We start from the raw sequence: 17,455 nt of genomic DNA, 5'->3' as shown, positions 1-17,455 counted from the left end.
ATCGACCATCACCCTGATCCCTCACGGTGCGCGTCCGCGCCTGGATCGGCGCGCTGGCCGTGTCATAAGGCTCCCCGTGTTGCAGACCCGTCGGCGCAACTTTCGGTAATGTGCGTCCCGCCAGGCCCGACTTACGGATCCGGCCTCACCCCTGACATCGGCCAGCCCCGCGCGGCGGGGCGCGTAGCGGCCGTCATCGTCCGGGGGGCTTTGCGTGCAAGCCCACGGGCGAGCCGGACTTGCGGACCACATGACCCCGTCCGGTGCGCGCGGGCTTCTCGGTCGAGCGGGGACGAGTCGCAGGACCCCGCGCGGCCTGGGCATCCGATGGCCCCGCTTCGTCCTTGCGCACCCAGAGATTGCCGGTCTTTTCGTACTCGTGCTTCAAGGCGCTGTAGGCGACCCTGTGGGCGAGCGCCCCATCACCATACGTCTTTTCAGCGCTCGCGAGCGCCTTGCGCCACAGGCTCTGGGCATGACGATCGGAGCGGGCGATGGTCGAGGGGATATTCGCACCCGCGGAAGGACCCCTGGGCCGACTCGCCTTCGCAGTCTTGACTATCTTGCCCTTGGCATTTTTGGTCTGCGCACGCTGGCGACTCGGGGTTGCGGATTGCGCAGTGTGCGCGCGAGCTGCCGGCTTCGATCTCGTTGTCGTTTTCGAGGCCGACTTCTTTTCGGTTTCCGTCGATGACTTTTTGCTCGGCATGGATGTCTCCTCTGTGATAAAGGTCTATTGCAACCTACTTAGAGGCGTAGAGCATCCCACCTGCGAGGGATCAGGGCTTACACAAATCATTTAAATAAAGACGCGATCCCCCCTTACCAACTCGCAAACCCTGCGCATCGTGGACCACTAGCGTTGTAAAATCCGATGCGTTGGCTCTGCGCTTAGCGCGCCCGGCACTCGATGGACGCCTTAATCGTGGCCTGAAAGACGAAGAGACGTTGGCCGCATCCTGCTCGTGCTGGCCGGCACAGGGATCACATCAACACGCCTTCCAGGTAGCCACCCGCAAAGCTGTCGCTAGCGTAATGCAAGGCGGCGGGCCTGGGGCGCGCGATGCAACAATGCCTCACGGTAAAGGAGCGGCCGCCCCACCTACTGCTGCCCATAGCCCGGATGCGCATGGGCCCTTTAAGGGACGGCGCGTGGGGTTCGCAGGTGGCACAACCGGGCCACATTTGGAGTATCACAGCAGGAGCCTGAAGACCAACAGTGTCGCCCTGCGGCGGGTAGCGGAAACACCCGGCCCGCCAGCGGCAAGGGGTCCAGCAGGGGTTTCACGGCCTTCAGTTCGCTCGCCTTGTCAGGGCCACCTCCCTCTCCTTCGAGACCACGCCGCTTGCGTGCCCGAAGGCGGCGGCCCATCGCCACCATCCTGCGAGCCACGCAGGGTCTTGCCATCGAGTGCCACGGGTTCATCGACCGTGGTCTGCGGCATTTGCTGACAATCCCCCAGTGGCGCCTTAAGCGCCTCGATATCGACGGCCTAGAGCAGACGGCGGATCGTGGGCTCGGAGGGGGCTCATAGCGGCCGTCGACGGCCCGGCGGCAGCGCAGCATCGGGGGCGGGAGCCTGCGCCCCCATTCGGCTATCGCGGTGGGTCCTTGGGCCCCACTGATCACCGCACAAAGAACGATCGCGAGCAGCGAACGCTGGCTGTGGCGCCGCCCGCGCCTAGCGCACGGATCATCCACGGATGCGAGGCGCGCAAAGAGCGCGCGGGCATCGGTAGCGGACAGCGGCATGGTCTTTACTTCCAGGCGAGGTAAGTCGCTGTTGTTGACGATCAATCCCAGACATGGCCATGGCAACGTCGGTGGCCATCCAATCCCGGTATTGTGGGGAGCACTTCAACGCCGGAGAGGCCCAACCCAGCAAGGCGAGCCACTGTCCACCCCCTCTCGGCCACATACCGCAGGCTGCGCCCCACCAAGGCGGTCAGTCCCAGGTAATGATGGGCGCGCGTCAGCCGGTCCCACTCGGAGCGTTCCCGCACCGATCAGGCGCACCCGCACCCGAGGCAAATCCATTGGCGACCCCCGCCCCGCCTCGTTCATGCCGCTCTTTACACCAGGGGCCAACCGAAAAACGGGGTATCGGCCGGCCTGGCGCCTCCGGGGGCGCGAGCAGTAGATCGGCTGGGACGCCGCCACCTGGGCCCGGGGCCTCCACCGGATCATCGGCAATTCCTGGTCCTGCCCCATGTGCGAGTTCAAACCCTCCCAGGCCACGTACTCGCCCTGCGCACGGTCACCGCCGATTGGACGGCCGCCTACGGGGTCCCGTCCCCCCTAGCCGAGAACCTCGTTGATCCCGCCCGCTTGACCGACCGTTCGGCTGGCAATGCCGGACATTGCTATCGGGTCGCCCACTGGATCGATGTGGGCCTCACCGCCGGTCGCGGCCGCGCAGGCCGCCACCATCTCCGCCATGAGGTACGCCCCAAGCGGATCCTGCTTTACCCGCCCGCGCCCAACGCCCGGCACAGGCCCCAGCAAGCCCCGGAGATCGACCGCCACGACGTTCCGACCCGGCATTCCGAGGGGGCGTCGCTTCACATCGAGAATAGCTGCGAGGCTCTTGTCAGATCCTTGGCAGCGCATGGAAATCAGAGGTAGCAACCTAAGGTGGGATCTCTTATTATTTAAATGCAAAAGCCGGTGATGCCCCGCTGTATGGGCGGGTCCAGCCTCTACAAAATGCAGCGAAGTCAGCTTGCTTCGCACGCGCTCGGGAAGGGCGTATCAAACGGGTCTAGTGTGACTAGAAGTCTTAAGCCTGGGCAACACTGTGGATACACAATATAAAAAGCCACCAATTACTGAAGCCATTATTTCGATTGTCTTCGCGCAACCGATTAATGATACAGCATTGACAGATCTCCAGAGGAAGTTCTCAAAGCACTACCCGCATAGCCAGCCAATTGAAAATGTTCATGTGAACCTAAATATAGGAGCTTTACCCAATACGAATGTGACGGAGACACGTGAGCGCGGCTACCGCCTTTCCTCTAATGACATGACAGAGCTTCTCGTGCTGCACCCTAAGTCAATCACGGTCTCTCAGTTGGCGCCTTATCCGGGGTGGCAACCGTTCTTTGAACGCTTTTGCCGGGACTGGACGACCCGAAGGAGAATTCTCGGATTTCAGACCGTTGAGAGAATTGGTGTCAGATACATAAACCGCGTCGACATTCCCATGGAAGGAAAGAGCATCGCGCACGAGGATTATCTAAATGTATTTCCACGGGTTCCCGCGGAATTGGGCCCCCTTAATGCTTATACGGTACAGGTGCAAATATTCATGGATGACCTAAAGGCCCAACTTGTCATCAACTCGGCTTCTGTTCCTGCGCCCATTTTGAAGCATGCGTCTTTTGTAATAGACCAAGATATAGTAAGACTAGCAGATGTTCCCCAAAAAGATGGGGATATTTTTGATCTTATTGGCAGAATTAGAGACAGAAAGAATCATGTGTTTGAATCTTGCGTGACCGATCAAGCCAGGAGTCTTTTCAGAGATGGATAATCAATTCGTCGCGGACCGCAACTCACCGCCTTACCAAGCTGGGGGATTTTCTTTTTCTGACATTGGCCAGGCTCTATCAGCCCAGGTCAATGCGCTCAGAATTCCCCCATCGCCCGGGTCACTACAAAGTCCGAACGTGGCGGGATCGCTAGAAGGGCAACTTTTTGACGCAACGGCGAATGTAAAGGTTCTGACTTCGCAAATCGCGATGCATATGAGCCGAGAATGGCGCGATGTGTTGTTTAGGCAGCTGGATTCCTTACACGATCCTGAGGAGTGGGATCCTGAGGATGCCCCCATTCAGAAAGCGTCTTTTGCTACTTTTCTAAAGGCCATTTTTCAGCTTGCGCCCAAAGCGAGGCCGGGGCTTGGGCTGTCCTATCGAGGATATTTACTTGCCGCATGGGTACATGACTCTGATCGCTTAACGATAGAATTTCTGCCGAACGATCGGGTACGCTGGGTAATATCGAAAGACGTAGAGAACGAACCCGAGCGCTTCGCTGGCGATGTTCATGTGGCTCGTCTGGTTGAAAGCCTTAAACCTTATGAACCTCAGAGGTGGCTGATTTAGATGGTTAAAAAAGGGCAGCGGTTGCCTGATGAGCATCACGTCTTGCGGCGTGTGCCATGGGCGCGCCTTATGAGGGATGGCGACGGAAACGTTATCGGGTTCTTCCCTGAGGCCTTTGCGTTGCGAGACCATGAGGAGGATCTCTCGGTCAACTGGGTTGAGTACCATGACGGCACGACGCACGAAAGGCGGGTCGCGCAGTGCGTTCGGGAGTTAAGGCAAGCGAGCGCCAGAAACAATAAGACAATTGGGCCCAAAACGGGCTTTGGAATTGCGACAGTACTTAAGGTAAATGAGGTCTGCGGAGGTCTCGCAAGGCGGGTACGAATCGTGTACACACCGGGCAGCATCGGATCTCACTCATCGATCAAGGACCTGCCTCGGGACGACATGGGGCTTCTTGAGGCCTTGGCCACTCAGGCCTTTACGGAAAGGGTCATGAATAATGAAATTCCGGCCGCAAGTGACGATGGCAACTGAATGAACTGGCTCGACACTGACCCGCATACGTCACGTGAAGTCTGGTAGTGGTCATCGTCAATTGCAGCGCATCCGCTAAAGAAGGGGTTTTTCTAGACTGAGGTTGCCCCCCTAAACCCCCCCAAAAAGCCCCCTAACGCCCAGGAAATCAAGCGTTTGGGTGCTTTGTGGTCTGGTGAAGTGTAGGCATGTAATAGTTGTTTTATTGCTTGCAATACGCGGTTATGTGTGATATGTAGTAGGCATGCATATCCATATCGTGCCCAATCGCGGGTCCCGCCCCACCATCCTGTTGCGGGAGTCCTATCGCGAGGGCAAGAAGGTCAAGAAGCGCACGATCGCCAATCTCTCGCATCTGCCGATGCCGCAGATCGAGCTTTTGCGCGCGGTCTTTCAGGGGGCGGATCTGCAACCGGCGGGTCTGGGGTTTGTGGTGGAGCGCTCCCAGCCGCACGGGCATGTAGAGGCGGTCCAGCGGATGATGGCGCGTCTGGGACTGGCTTCGCTGATCAGTGCCAAGCCCTGTCGGGAGCGCGATATCGTCCTGGCCCTCATCGCCTCCCGGATCTTGAGCCCCCACACAAAGCTCGCCACCACCCGCTGGTGGCATACCACCACCCTGGCAGACGAGGGCGGGGTCGCCGACGTCGATGAACAGGACTGCTATGCGGCCATGGACTGGCTCCTCACCCGTCAGGACCGCATCCAGAAGAAGTTGGCGGCCCGCCATCTCAAGGCCGATGGCCTCGTGCTCTATGATTTGAGTTCGAGCTACTTCGAGGGGACCACCAGCCATGCGGCCGGCAATGCCTGTCCTCTCGCACGACGAGGGTATAGCCGCGACGGCCGCCGCGGCACCCTGCAGGTGAACTATGGGCTCATGACCGACGACCGGGGCTGTCCGGTGGCGGTTTCCGTGCATGAGGGTAATGTCGCCGACCCCACCACCTTGATGCCCGAGATCGCCCGCATTAAAGACGAATTCGGTATTGCGCAGTTCGTGATGGTGGGTGATCGCGGCATGATCAGCAGTACGGCGATCGCAACCCTTCGCGACCACGGCGGTATCGACTGGATCACGGCCTTGAAGAGTACTGCGATCCGCGCCCTGGTCGAGGACAAGACGATCCAGCCCGATCTGTCATTGCCGGCCGCATGGCTGGTTGATGAGACCAACCTCTGCGAGATCACTCACCCCGACTATCCCGGAGAGCGGCTCGTGGCCTGTCGCAATCCGGAGCTCGCCAAGCTTCGGGCGCATAAGCGCGAAGAGCTCTTACAGGCCACTGAAGAGGCGTTGCGCACGATCCAGACCCGCGTCGAAGCCGGACGTCTTACGGGGCAGGACAAGATCGGGCTTGCCGTGGGGCGCGTCGTGAACCGCTACCAGAGGCCTAAGCACTTCACCCTCACCCTCACCGACACGACCCTCACCTTCGCCCGCAAGGAGGACGCCATCGCCGCGGAAGCCGCCCTCGATGGGATCTATATCATCCGCACCTCGGTTAAGGCCGAGCGTCTGGATAGTGCGAGCTGTGTGCGTCACTACCAATCGCTCTCGCAGGTCGAGCGCGCGTTTCGGTCCCTGAAGACCGTCGATCTCAAGGTCCGGCCCATCCACCACCGCTTGAGCGATCGGGCATTGCCGGCCGCATGGCCGGTACGGGCCCATATCTTCCTCTGCATGCTCGCCTACTACGTCGAGTGGCACCTGAAGGAGGCCTGGCGGGAACTACTCTTTACCGACGAGGACCAGGCGGCCAAGACCACCCGTGACCCGGTGGCCCCGGCCGAGCGCTCGGCAGGCGCGAAAGCCAAGATCGCCCGTCGACACCACGCGGACGGTACACCCATCCACAGCTTCCAGACACTCCTCACAGAGCTTGCCACCATCGTGCGCAATACGTGCTGCACCTCCGCCGAAGATGATGCCCCGACCTTTACCGTGACGACCCGCCCTAATCCGCTGCAAGCGCGCGCCATGGAGCTGATTGACACCCTCGCCGTGTAGGCAGGGCGCGGAATAGGGATCTTCTCACAACGCCTTGAATGACCAAGGGAAAACGTCTTTCGTTCGGGGCAACTTGAGTCTAGAAACCGGGCTGATCGGTCAGGCCCATCGATCCGCACATCACGCTAAGCACATTCCCTCGATCTGGGAGTAGCGAGGATCCGACCTGCCCGACGGGGCGGTCATCGCCTTGCATGACTTCCTGGAGATGTTCACCGTCCGCTTCCAAAACCGCTACTTGGCGCAGCCCCATCGCCACACCAACGAGCGGCCGGCACGGGAGGCTCTGGCGACCCTATGCCACATATGGAGCGTCTGCGCGCCGCCGTGAACCAAGGTCGCGGCGAAAACCGGCCCCCTTTATGAGCGATCTGACGCAGCCGACTAAGCCCGCTAGCCGCCGGGGTTGGCTACGCGGCTTAATCTGCGATACGGGCGGCGTCCCCTTATGCCTCCCCCCATGGGCGATGCTGGCCCCGAGGACCCGAATGACTGTAGGAGCGCGGTGCGTGTAAAGAGCTTTGCGAGGCCGCGCCTCGGTAACTTCCTTGTCGGCCACTTTCTTTCCCGCTCTCGCGGACCCGCATTGCTCGCGAGTACGGGCCTCTAGTTGGCGGATTGGCGCGTCCAACGGGGGCTTTTCAACACACCGACACTGCACCATACAATGGCGTGCGCCTGGGTGCCAATATGCGTCTCCAAGGTTCGGCACGAGTCTTTTTGGGTGACTAATCCGTATTGCCCGATCGCTTTCTCCGCTCCTACACGATAGAGCGCGGTCTTCTGCGCCGTCCGGCCTGCGCCGTATATCAGATACAACCGCTCCTGAGGTGATGCTGCCAGACGCCGCTGCACAAGCTGGCGGTAGGCTAGCGTCGGCGCCCCCAATCCATCTGGGCTCACGACTACAGTGGTTTTTGGGAGATAAGGGATGACATAAGAAATGGGCCGGGGTCCAGCAATCAGGACCACGCTTTTTGCGCCAATCTTAGGCATCTTCACCGCGAAATAGTGTTGCGCCCAACCGACCCGACCCCATCGAACGGGGAAAACGCTGCCAGGCACTGACACGAAAAACACTAGTGCCGCTGCCACCATGTTGGCGGCGCGCCTTTCCCGAAGGAGTCGTCCCACCAATAACCAAATCCCAAGCGGGACCAGCATCTCCAGGGGAATGAAATAGCGCATGTAGGCAAATACACGCAGCCACACGACATAGCTGATTGCTACCATCGCAAGTAGGTAGGTGGCGATGCGTGAATCGGGGGATTGGTGCGCCTCAGCGACTTCATGGACCCTGCGCCACCTCACGAACAAAACCTTTACACCCCACAACAGGAAGAGCACGTAGAGCACCGCAGGTCCATATTCCCTAAAAAATAGACCCTCAAACCGCTCCAGTGTAAACGGGGCAAGAACGATGTTGATCAAGCTGTGCGGCACAAAACTTGTCTGATAGTTATTGTAGCTCGACGACAAGGCGTAGGGGGATCGAAACCAGTTATTCCAATAGGGAAACAGGGGATTGTGGTACACTGTCCACATTTTGTAGAACCAGTACCCGCCGGTCGCGCCAAGCCCCGCCAAAACACCAACGCCATAATCGAAGGCCAGCAGAAATCGGTCGATAAGGCGCCCCCCTGGTAGCGCCGGCAGCAGAAGGGCGAGACAGGCGCCTACCGCGTATGTGGAGTTGGTCAGCTTAAACCCCGCGCCTAAGCCCATAATAATCCCGGACAGAAAAAGCCCTAGAATACGATGCCGGGGAGTCGGGTCGCCCATTAGCGACCAGAAGATGCCGAGGAGAGAACCAAACACGAAAAGGCTCGTGATGTTGTCGCCCATCAATGTACCCAATTCCCCGATGCTCTGGGCACCCAAGAGTCCTGCAAAAGCAATCAAGATCTGGGGCCAGGCGCTACGAACGCGGGAACCTACGGGTAGCGCCCGGCGGACGATCGCGAGGATCAGGATAAAATTGAGGCCCTGCACGGTTCCGATGGTGACCCCAGCAACCCACGCGGGCCAGTAACGAATGACGTAATAGAAGGGCACGTCAAGGAAGGGGTTGTAGTAACTCTGCAGACCTGCCGGTGCAATATTCTGAAAGACGCGACCGGTGATCCATGCGTATGGGTCGTAGAAATGATAGTTCATAAGATCCCAATCCGCATCTTGCCCAAGCATAAGGACTAGGAGTCCAAAGAATACTGGAACGACGATGCAGGCCCACAGCACAAGATGCCGCTGTTTTTTGTCTATGTTAGTGTTTTGATGCGCCGAGCGATTCATGTTGTGCCCTAATGGTTTTCCTAGATTAGCTAGAATAGTGCCTTCACAATATGGCACATGCAGGCCCTCCTACCATTCCGCAAATGCGGCGCGTCGCGACTATGGACGCGAAAATCTGTCCCCACATAAAGATTCGGCGGCCACCACCGGAACCGGAAATTCCCGGCATATGGCGACGACGGCAATACAAGCCACACAAGTCCCGTAACTGGCTGGAATGACCAGAATTCGGCATGGGCGGTAATATATCACCCTCACTTCCGCACACTGACCGGCGAAGGTGGGGGGTGCATCTACCACATACCACGGACCACGCTGAGGACACTAGACGGGCGCGCGTACCCGCCAGGGTCGAACCAACGGCGACGCCCGGCAAGAAACCGATGGCACCGATAATCATGGAGCGATCTGGCAGCGTATCGGTAACCTGGCGGTATCCTAAACCAATATGCTCGCATCAGGTCTCCGTTGTTTGCGGCAAACTCTCCCGGAGCGCCATCGGCGGATCTTGCTGGAGGTAGATCAACATCTTGGCTTCGCGACGGCCGCGCGTCACGGTGTCCAATATGATGCCGGTCGTGAGGCTTAAAGAGGCCAACAACATGACGCCCATGGCTAGAATCGCTGTAGGGAACCGAGGCACCCGGCCAGTGGCAAGATAATGCAAGACCACCGGTAGTCCCAACGCCAAGGAAAAGCTCGCCAGAATGGCGGCGAAGAAAGAGAAAAATAACATGGGCCGTTCGTGTTTCGCCAGAACACTAATTAGCCAGAGAATGCGAAAACCATCGCGGTAGGTGCGCAGCTTGCTCTGGGAGCCCAGGTGCCGGCCACGGTAACGCCCTTCAATATGGGCAATCGGCATAGAGAGCCCTAGAGCATGGACAGCGATCTCGGTTTCAATATCAAAGCCATCGGCCAGCGCCGGGAACGACTTCACAAATCGGCGAGATAGGATTTTGTATCCGGATAACATGTCCCGAATCCCGTCACCAAACATCCAGCGCACAATAGTGGTCAGAAACACGTTACCGAAGCGGTGGCCAAGACGATACGCGGCGGGGTCCTTGTCGCGCCGCACGCAGTTGACAAGATCATAAGGTCCTCTAACGGCAATTTCGAGCATTTTTGGCGCAACGTGCGCATCGTAAGTGTTGTCCCCGTCAACAAGCACGTAAAAGCTAGCGTCAATATCACGGAACATGCGTCGCACAACATGGCCTTTGCCTTGTTGTGGTTCCTCTCGAACAGTCGCGCCAGCCGCGCGGGCTACCTGGGATGTATCGTCAGTTGAGTTATTGTCATAAACAAAAATCTGTGCGTGAGGCAGCGCTTTCCGGAAGTCAGATATCACTGAGCCGATGCTGGAACCCTCGTTATAGCAGGGTATCAGCACGGCAATAGGCGCACGGCTCTTCATGGCTAAATTGGTTTTTGGTCGAGCGGCAAGAGTCTAGGGTCTTCGAGGCTAAATGTACAGGATGGCTGTTTGCGCGCAGCCAACAGTAAGGCAGGCGGGACACCGGCGCTTTTGGGATCGACGCTATAGCGGGGGTAAGAGTCGGGGTATTGAAGCAATCCCCATGAGACCCCCTTTCCGCGATCACGAAAGGCGTCTGTGGTCCGTGCCAACGGTGAAAATAGTCCCATCCGGTGGCCCCAGGAGTCGACGTTACTTCATGGGATGGAGCTCAGGTAGACGAGCCAGTATTGGGAAACGCGTCGTTCTATAGCGCCCGATAACATGGTGCGTATCGGCGGGAGCGCTCGTGAATCTGGCACCCGGCACCGAATCGCATCACATCGTCTCGCTCCGATTAGCGGCCTGTATACTGCTCAAGAGGCCTTGGCGGCGCCGTCGGAAAAGCGCATTCTCCGGATGCGTCACCGTGGCGGAGGGTATCCAGTCGTAGAGGGCGCGGATGTTGACGGCCTCATTATAACAAGGGACTACGAACGACAAGACGGGCGGCGCGTCCTGGAATGGTGGGGAGACGTTTGCCGCGCTCACGAAAAGACTACCCGGCGGGCCGCGGTGTAGTTGAAGGCGAGGCCCGCGAGGGAACCGGCGGCCACCGCCCATACCGGCTCGCGCATGGTAAGCGGCACTGTCAGGACAAGTAGCGCGTAGACGCCGTTATTGACGACCCAGCCCACGACATTCGCCGAGACGTAGCGCGCCCACTCCCCGGAAAGGCTCGAGCGACCGACGCGATCCCGGAAGGTCCAGGAACGATTGCCCAGCCAGGTGACGGTCACTGCCGCCACGAACGCCGCGGCCTGGGCCGACAGCGCATCCACGCCCGAACCGGTAAGTCCGAGCACGACGCCCGCATCGACCAGAAACCCCAAGGTACCGACGACCGCGAACGCGAGCAGCCGGCGGTATTCCTGGGCACCAACCCCTGCCGCCAAGTTAAAGCCCTCCCCCTTCTTTCCTCTCTTGCTTTAGGTCCGCAGGATAGCAGAATTCCGGCCGCTTATGACATCGAGGGCGTGGGCGAGGCGCTCTTGTCGCGCCCCGGACCCCCGCACAGCCGCAGCCAAGCGGGCTAGGCAAGGTCTTCGTGCTCACAAGTAGCCCGCACGAACGATGCGCGATCGTCGAAGAGGCACTGAAAAAGCCGCGGAATGGGTGAATGTCAGGGAACCCGCCGAACTGGGCCCTGACATCGTGGGCCCAAGGCCCTGGCGTCGTGGGTTCGGCCTCGAGCGCGACAGCGGCTTTCCGGACAGGGGCCTGCGAGGCTTGCCGCGCGGGAGGGTCGGCGCCACAAGCAAACGCCGAGGGGTCCGCCGTTCGTCGGGCCTGACACGGGATCGGGTAGGGGACCTGGGCATGACCTCGCGCGCGGCGGCGGGATCGACCCTTCCGCGCCCATGGGACGGCGTCCCAGGACGGCCGTTGACTCTGCGTGGACAAGCCGGCGGGGCTTCGTTATTGTGATGCGATGCTCCCCGATGCTATCGATCCCGCCGTCGTACGCCGCGCCCTCGTCATAAAGTTCCGCCACCATGGCGATGTCTTGCTGGCCGCGCCTGTATTCCGGGTCCTGCGCGCCTTGATCCCGAAGGTCGAGGTGGACGCCTTGATCTATGAAGACAGCCTCGACATGCTGCGCCTCAATCCCGACATTGCCACCATCCACACGATCGACCGGCGCACGCGCGACCTGCCGTTCTCCCGGAAGATCGCCGCTGAAAGACGGCTGCTGACAGCCCTGAAGGACCGTCACTACGACCTCGTCGTGCACCTCACCGAACATCCGCGCGGGGCCGTGCTTGCCCGAATCCTGAAGCCGCGCTACGCGGTCGCGCGCCGCTACCCGGGACGGCGGGGGCGCTGGTGGCGCAAGAGCTTCACGCACCTCTATGACGTCCCCGCCCGCCAACGTCACACCGTGGAGACTCATCTCGACGCCCTGCGCCGATTGGGGCTCATGATACCGCCCGAAGAGAAGACCTTGCGGCTGGTGGCAGGACCCGAGGCCTGGAGCGGCGTGGATGGGCGCCTTACACGGGCCGGGCTTGCTGCGCGTCCGTTTCTCGTCATCCACCCGACGTCACGCTGGCTCTTCAAGGCCTGGCCCGCAACCTCCATGACCGCGCTCATACGCAAGCTCCAGGCCGCGGGACACACCCTCGTCGTGACATCAGGGCCCGATGCCGCGGAGCGCCAGGTGATCGGCGAGATCCTGGCACCGCTTCAGCCCTCGGATACGCTCATCGACTGGAGCGGGACACTGACCCTGAAGGAGCTCGCCGCCCTTTTGCAAAGGGCGCGGCTCTTCATAGGCGTGGACTCGGCGCCGATGCATATGGCCTCGGCCATGGGTACACCCGTGGTCGCCATCTTCGGGCCGAGCGGAGACCAGGAGTGGGCGCCCTGGCAGGTACCGGCGCGCGTCCTCACCGCCTCGACTTATAGTTGCCGGCCCTGTGGGTTTGCCGGCTGCGGCGACGGACAGTTGAGCGAATGCATGGGGGCGGTGGGAGTCGACGAGGCCTTGCAGGCCATCACGGACCTCCTCGAGGACACGAAGACACGCGCATGCGCGTCGTCCTGATCCGCCAACGCTACCGCCCCGACGGCGGCGCCGAACGCTTCGTGGCACGGGCCGCCCAGGCCCTATCCGCGCGGGGCGTGGAGATCACGCTTGTGACGCGCGACTGGCCGCAGGGCACAAGCGACATGCGCATCGAGCGCTGCAATCCCCGCTATCTCGGTTCGATCTGGCGGGACCTCGGATTTGCCCTGTGTGCCTGCCGCAAACTGCGCACGTTCAAGGCAGACCTCGTGCAGAGCCACGAGCGCATGGCCTGCGCCGACATCTTCCGGGCCGGCGATGGCCTGCATCGCAGCTGGCTTGCGCAACGCCGCAGAACGACCGACCTCTGGGGACGGATCCGGTTGCGGCTCAACCCCTACCACGTCTACGCACTGGCCGCCGAGGCCAAGGCCCTCACGCACCCGCGTCTGCGCGCGGTCATCTGCGGGTCGCGCATGGTGCGCGATGAGATCGCCGCCGCCTTCCCGCAGACCAGGGGCAAGCTCGTGGTCCTCTACAACGGCGTCGATATCCGACACTTCCATCCGGACGTAAAGGCCGAACACGATGCGGTGCGGCAGCGCCACGGCATCCCGTTTGGCAATACCGTGTTCGTGTTCGTGGGGTCGGGCTTCTACCGCAAGGGACTCGCCGAGGCGATGAAGGCCATCGCCTTGTTGCCCGCCTCGGCGGGCCTGCTGGTGGTCGGGCAGGACCGACACGAGGCGCGCTACCGGCGGCTGGGGCAGACGCTCGGGATCGGAGACCGCCTGTGGTTCGCCGGGCGCCAGAGCGATCCCCGGCCATTTTATGGCGCCGCCGACGCCTTCATCCTGCCGGCCCTCTACGATCCCTCGCCCAACGTCGTGCTCGAGGCCATGGCCTGCGGGCTGCCGGTTGTCACGAGCCGCTCGGCCGGGAACTTCGAGCTGCTCGTCGAGGGCGAGACCGGCTTTGTTCGCGATGCCCTCGACACCGATGGTCTGGCAGAGGCCTGCGCGTCGCTTCTCGACCGCGCGCGCTGCGCGGCGATGGGTCAAGCGGCGCGCACGGCTATCGAACCCTACGATCTGCAGCTCATGGGCGAACGTTTCGTAGCCTTTTACGAAGACCTCCTGCGCGCGAAGAGCGATCATGACTAGGCGTGCGAGCCGGCTCCCTTTGCGCACGCGTATCGCCTGGCATGCGCTCGCCCGCGGCCGACGCCGGCCGCCCGCGGAAGACGTCCGTCGTATCCTGGTCGCACATAATCTGCTGCTCGGCGATACCCTGATGCTGACGCCGCTCGTGGCGCGGCTCAGACACCGTCACCCGAAAGCACAGCTCGTCATGACCTGCCCGCCGGCCTTCCTCCCGCTCTATGAAGGACAGCCCTACGGTCTGACGACCGTACCGTTCGAACCCCGCGATCGCCACAGCCTGACCCGGCTGCGCGCCCTCGGGCCCTTCGATCTCGCCATCGTACCCGCCGAGAGCCGCCATGGCTGGCTGGCGCGCGCCGCAGGCGCCCGGTGGGTACGCGGCTACGCGGGCGGCGCCTGGTATTACCGGGTATCGCTGGACGAGGCCCTACCCGCACCCGACCGGCTTACGACCCTGCCCGACATGATGGCAGCGCTTGCCGGTGATGCGTCGGCCGATGACGAGCGCTTCAACCCCAAGGACTGGCCGCCCCCTCGGCGCGGACGATTCACACCGCCCGACATCCCATACGCCGTCTTGCACCTCGGCGCCGGCTCACCGCTCAAGTACTGGCCCGCCGAACACTGGCAAGGGGCCGCCGTAGAGATGGTCCGGCAAGGGCTTCACGTCATCTTGAGCGCGGGTCCGGGACAGGAGGCGCTGGCCCATGCGGTCGATCCCGGGGGGCGATATCACAATGTCGCGGGACAGCTCGACCTGCGCGACATGTGGCATCTGCTGGCCACGGCCCGGATTCTCGTCTCCCTGGATACAGGCATCGCGCACCTGGCGCGCGTTACGGGCACGCCATCCGTCGTGCTCTTCGGGCCCGGCCAAGCGGCCCTCTATGGTCCGGTGGCATTCTATGCCGCCGCCCCCTACCGAGCGGTGACTCGTCCCGATATACCTTGTCGCGACGAGACGGTGCTCTTCGAAAGGAGCCGACCGTGGATCCAGACATGCGTGCGTTCGCCTGAGGATTGCGCCTTCACGGCCCGCTGCAGCACTGGGATCTCGGAGAACGATGTCCTTGAGGCCATTGCCGCTGTGCTTGCCAAGAAACAGCCCTGATCGGCTGTCAGGCCGCAAGGCCAAGGGAGCGCAGGGCGACATCCAGCACGAGCAACTGGTAGACCGGCTCGGCGAGCTTGTCGAGGCCTGCGATGTAGGCCGCGACCAGGGTATCGACGCGCTCCGCCCGGAGCTGGCCGTCGGTCGCAGCCCCCAGGCGCGCCCCGAGGTCCGGGAGCCGCGCAAAGAGGTCTTCGCGCAGCCAACGGTTCAGGGGTGGCGAGAAGCCGCGCTTCTTGGCGGTCAACAGGCCCTCGTCGCGGCAGACTTGGCAGGTCTCGACCAAGGGGGCCTTGGCGGGACGCGTGAAGCGCCGGTTTGCGGGCAGGCCGGTCACGAGATCCACGAATCGGTGGTCGAGAAGGGGGGCACGCAGCTCAAGCCCATGCGCCATGGTGCATAGGTCGCCCTTGCGCAGGATGTACTCCGGCAGGTAATTGGCGAAGTCGATGGCCAGCAGGGCGGCGAGATCCCTTTGGTCCGAGGGGAAATCCCGCCAATGCACGGCGAGGGCCCCAGGGAGATCGGGCTGCAGGTAGCGGCGCACGGCCGGCGACAGCCCCGAGAAGCGCAGCACATAGGCCTCCTGCCAGGTCAATCCCAGCTCCTCACGCCAGCGCGCCGGCTTTTCCCACGGCAGGCCATCATAGGCAAGCGAGATCGTGGCAGAGCCGCGCCAGCGGCTGCGCAGGTGCTGGCGATAGCGCTTGTAGCCGGCGAACAACTCGTCGCCCCCATCGCCGCCCAGCACCACCTTGACCTCCGCGCTTGCGGCCCGCGCGAGATACCAAAGGGGCAAGGCGCTGGGATCGGCGAACGGCTCGTCGAGATCGGCGACGATGCGGTCGAAGTCGTCAGCGAGACGCGGCTCCACGGGTATCGCCCTATGGGCGAGCCCCAGGGCCTTGGCCATGCGCGCCGCCTGCGGCCCCTCGTCGTAAGCGGTCCCGGGGAAGGTTGCGGTAAAGGCGGTAATGTTCGTATAGCCCTGGCGCACAAGGCTCGACGCCACCACCGCGGAGTCGATGCCGCCACTCAGAAAGATCCCCACAGGCCGGTCGGAGGCGGTGCGCAGAGCCACGGCCTTATCGAGCGTCTCCCGGAAGTCGCCGGGCGCAGGATGAGGCTGCCAATACCGGCGCAGCTCGGGCGGACGTCCTTCCCCGAACTCCCACACGAGGCTGGTGCCGTTGGCCAGGCGTTTGATGCCCCGCACTAAAGTCTGCGGGGCCGGGATATACCGGTGGGCGAGATAGGCATCGACGGCCTCGGGGGCGATGCGGGCCTGGCCCCCGAGATAGGGAACCAAGGCGCGCAGGGTGGAGGCGAACGCGAAGTCCCCGCCGTCAGCGTAGTAGAGCAGGGGCTTTAGGCCCAACCTGTCACGCGCGGCGAAGAGCCGTTTGGAACGGAGGTCGAGGATGACGAGCGCGAACATGCCGCGCAGCCGCTCGATGAAGGCATCTCCCCAGGCCTCGTAGGCGTAGAGAATGAACTCCGTGTCGCTCGTGGTGCGAAAGGCGTAGCCTTGGCGTATCAATTCAGCGCGGTCGGCCTCGTAGCCGTAGACCTCGCCATTGAAGCAGATCCAGATATCCCGGCGAGCATTGGCCATGGGCTGATCGGCCTCGGGGCGCAGATCGCGGATACTAAGGCGCGCGTGCAAAAGGCCGGCCGTACCTGCGCCGTCCGTCTCCCGAAAAGACCCGTCCCACATCACGGCCTTTTGGGCATCGGGGCCGCGGGTCTTCAGGGCCCCGAGCATCGCCCCCCACTGCCCCGGGTCGACGAAGCGCCTACCGACAAAACCCCCGATCCCGCACATAAACCCTCCCGTAAAGTCCGGGCATCATAGCAAGGGCGGGCCGCCGTAAGGGACATTGGGCACCGCCCTTCGGCGGGTCTGTGCGCACGACGCCCACCCCGGGGGGCTTCAGACCAGGCTGCGGGTCAATAGCCATCCTTCGAGGCGACGGGCCTTGGTCCCCCATGCCGCCCCTGCCGCCAAGGCCGTGGCGGTTGCCGGGCTATCGGTCGCATCGTGCGTCACCTCGGCTGGACCCTGGGCGAGGGCGGTAGCGACAGTGAAGACATCGCGCTCCTGGAGCGCGTAGAGGCACGGGTTAGACACAACAACGCACGGCCACCGGTAGACCCGCCGCCGAGCCCTGGTAGGATGCGGCTCAGACCGGGATATCGAGATGGGCCCTGCCGCCACCCGTCTTGCGTGACCCGGAAATGACGCTGGCGCCGGGAACGA

General features: G+C 62.1%; 15 protein-coding genes. 8 read left to right on the top strand and 7 right to left on the bottom strand.

Going from position 1 to position 17,455, the window contains the following annotated elements:
- Nucleotides 1–193 precede the first annotated feature (193 nt).
- Together C4901_RS00385 and C4901_RS19025 are read right to left on the bottom strand one after the other, a co-directional pair.
- Nucleotides 194–709 carry a ChaB family protein gene (locus tag C4901_RS00385; RefSeq protein WP_110135628.1) on the bottom strand — a complete coding sequence of 172 codons (516 nt, stop codon included), beginning with the start codon at nt 707–709 and terminating at the stop codon, nt 194–196.
- A gap of 429 nt (nt 710–1,138) precedes the next feature.
- Nucleotides 1,139–1,753 (bottom strand): transposase family protein, encoded by a 615-nt coding sequence (locus C4901_RS19025; RefSeq protein WP_145960568.1) that lies wholly within the window; start codon nt 1,751–1,753, stop codon nt 1,139–1,141.
- 459 nt (nt 1,754–2,212) lie between these two features.
- Here C4901_RS19025 and C4901_RS00375 point away from each other — a divergent pair, with 459 nt between their 5' ends.
- The 5 genes from C4901_RS00375 (at nt 2,213) to C4901_RS00355 (ending at nt 6,601) form a co-directional block, all read left to right on the top strand.
- On the top strand, nt 2,213–2,626 hold the full coding sequence (locus C4901_RS00375) for a Druantia anti-phage system protein DruA (RefSeq protein WP_168185455.1): 414 nt from the start codon (nt 2,213–2,215) through the stop codon (nt 2,624–2,626).
- Between the two features lie 172 nt (nt 2,627–2,798).
- Nucleotides 2,799–3,536, top strand: coding sequence for a TIGR04255 family protein (locus C4901_RS00370; protein ID WP_168185454.1), 738 nt, complete (start codon nt 2,799–2,801; stop codon nt 3,534–3,536).
- Complete coding sequence (locus tag C4901_RS17200; RefSeq protein WP_145960567.1) at nt 3,529–4,110, top strand: hypothetical protein; 582 nt, start codon at nt 3,529–3,531, stop codon at nt 4,108–4,110. The genes C4901_RS00370 and C4901_RS17200 overlap by 8 nt, the downstream gene beginning before the upstream one ends.
- A gap of 69 nt (nt 4,111–4,179) precedes the next feature.
- Nucleotides 4,180–4,590, top strand: a complete 411-nt coding sequence (locus C4901_RS00360; RefSeq protein WP_110135623.1) for a hypothetical protein — start codon at nt 4,180–4,182, stop codon at nt 4,588–4,590.
- 244 nt (nt 4,591–4,834) lie between these two features.
- Nucleotides 4,835–6,601, top strand: coding sequence for an IS1634 family transposase (locus C4901_RS00355; protein WP_110135622.1), 1,767 nt, complete (start codon nt 4,835–4,837; stop codon nt 6,599–6,601).
- A gap of 606 nt (nt 6,602–7,207) precedes the next feature.
- Here C4901_RS00355 and C4901_RS00350 read toward each other — a convergent pair.
- From C4901_RS00350 to C4901_RS00340, 3 genes are all read right to left on the bottom strand, one after another.
- The gene (locus C4901_RS00350; protein ID WP_110135621.1) at nt 7,208–8,893 is read right to left on the bottom strand and encodes a hypothetical protein; all 1,686 of its coding nucleotides are present in this window, start codon (nt 8,891–8,893) and stop codon (nt 7,208–7,210) included.
- A 457-nt stretch (nt 8,894–9,350) separates the two neighbouring features.
- The gene (locus C4901_RS00345; RefSeq protein ID WP_110135620.1) at nt 9,351–10,313 is read right to left on the bottom strand and encodes a glycosyltransferase family 2 protein; all 963 of its coding nucleotides are present in this window, start codon (nt 10,311–10,313) and stop codon (nt 9,351–9,353) included.
- A gap of 587 nt (nt 10,314–10,900) precedes the next feature.
- On the bottom strand, nt 10,901–11,308 hold the full coding sequence (locus tag C4901_RS00340; RefSeq protein ID WP_110135619.1) for a GtrA family protein: 408 nt from the start codon (nt 11,306–11,308) through the stop codon (nt 10,901–10,903).
- A gap of 500 nt (nt 11,309–11,808) precedes the next feature.
- Between C4901_RS00340 and rfaQ the strand changes: the two genes are divergently transcribed.
- The 3 genes from rfaQ to C4901_RS00325 are packed head-to-tail and all read left to right on the top strand — an operon-like array spanning nt 11,809 to nt 15,195.
- Nucleotides 11,809–12,960, top strand: a complete 1,152-nt coding sequence (gene rfaQ / locus C4901_RS00335; protein WP_205736105.1) for a putative lipopolysaccharide heptosyltransferase III — start codon at nt 11,809–11,811, stop codon at nt 12,958–12,960.
- Complete coding sequence (locus C4901_RS00330; RefSeq protein ID WP_168185453.1) at nt 12,945–14,084, top strand: glycosyltransferase family 4 protein; 1,140 nt, start codon at nt 12,945–12,947, stop codon at nt 14,082–14,084. The genes rfaQ and C4901_RS00330 overlap by 16 nt, the downstream gene beginning before the upstream one ends.
- Nucleotides 14,077–15,195 carry a glycosyltransferase family 9 protein gene (locus C4901_RS00325; RefSeq protein WP_110135617.1) on the top strand — a complete coding sequence of 373 codons (1,119 nt, stop codon included), beginning with the start codon at nt 14,077–14,079 and terminating at the stop codon, nt 15,193–15,195. The genes C4901_RS00330 and C4901_RS00325 overlap by 8 nt, the downstream gene beginning before the upstream one ends.
- 7 nt (nt 15,196–15,202) lie before the next feature.
- Here C4901_RS00325 and asnB read toward each other — a convergent pair whose 3' ends face one another.
- Both asnB and C4901_RS00315 read right to left on the bottom strand, forming a co-directional pair.
- Nucleotides 15,203–17,020, bottom strand: coding sequence for an asparagine synthase (glutamine-hydrolyzing) (gene asnB / locus C4901_RS00320; protein WP_110135616.1), 1,818 nt, complete (start codon nt 17,018–17,020; stop codon nt 15,203–15,205).
- A 108-nt stretch (nt 17,021–17,128) separates the two neighbouring features.
- Nucleotides 17,129–17,326 (bottom strand): hypothetical protein, encoded by a 198-nt coding sequence (locus C4901_RS00315; protein WP_110135615.1) that lies wholly within the window; start codon nt 17,324–17,326, stop codon nt 17,129–17,131.
- Nucleotides 17,327–17,455 lie beyond the last annotated feature (129 nt).

Origin of the sequence: Acidiferrobacter sp. SPIII_3, assembly GCF_003184265.1 — a bacterium.
Classification (GTDB): Bacteria; Pseudomonadota; Gammaproteobacteria; order Acidiferrobacterales; family Acidiferrobacteraceae; genus Acidiferrobacter.
The sequence above is the reverse complement of the archived record's forward strand: the minus strand, read 5'-3'. Positions and strand labels throughout refer to the sequence as shown.

Bases quoted from the DNA above. Each gene is read 5' to 3' on its own strand.
- C4901_RS17200 (WP_145960567.1), top strand. From the start codon at position 3,529: ATGGATAATCAATTCGTCGCGGACCGCAACTCACCGCCTTACCAAGCT.
- C4901_RS00355 (WP_110135622.1), top strand. From the start codon at position 4,835: ATGCATATCCATATCGTGCCCAATCGCGGGTCCCGCCCCACCATCCTG.
- C4901_RS00360 (WP_110135623.1), top strand. From the start codon at position 4,180: ATGAGGGATGGCGACGGAAACGTTATCGGGTTCTTCCCTGAGGCCTTT.
- C4901_RS19025 (WP_145960568.1), bottom strand. From the start codon at position 1,753: ATGCCGCTGTCCGCTACCGATGCCCGCGCGCTCTTTGCGCGCCTCGCA.
- C4901_RS00345 (WP_110135620.1), bottom strand. From the start codon at position 10,313: ATGAAGAGCCGTGCGCCTATTGCCGTGCTGATACCCTGCTATAACGAG.
- C4901_RS00330 (WP_168185453.1), top strand. From the start codon at position 12,945: ATGCGCGTCGTCCTGATCCGCCAACGCTACCGCCCCGACGGCGGCGCC.
- C4901_RS00385 (WP_110135628.1), bottom strand. From the start codon at position 709: ATGCCGAGCAAAAAGTCATCGACGGAAACCGAAAAGAAGTCGGCCTCG.
- C4901_RS00350 (WP_110135621.1), bottom strand. From the start codon at position 8,893: ATGAATCGCTCGGCGCATCAAAACACTAACATAGACAAAAAACAGCGG.
- asnB (WP_110135616.1), bottom strand. From the start codon at position 17,020: ATGTGCGGGATCGGGGGTTTTGTCGGTAGGCGCTTCGTCGACCCGGGG.
- C4901_RS00325 (WP_110135617.1), top strand. From the start codon at position 14,077: ATGACTAGGCGTGCGAGCCGGCTCCCTTTGCGCACGCGTATCGCCTGG.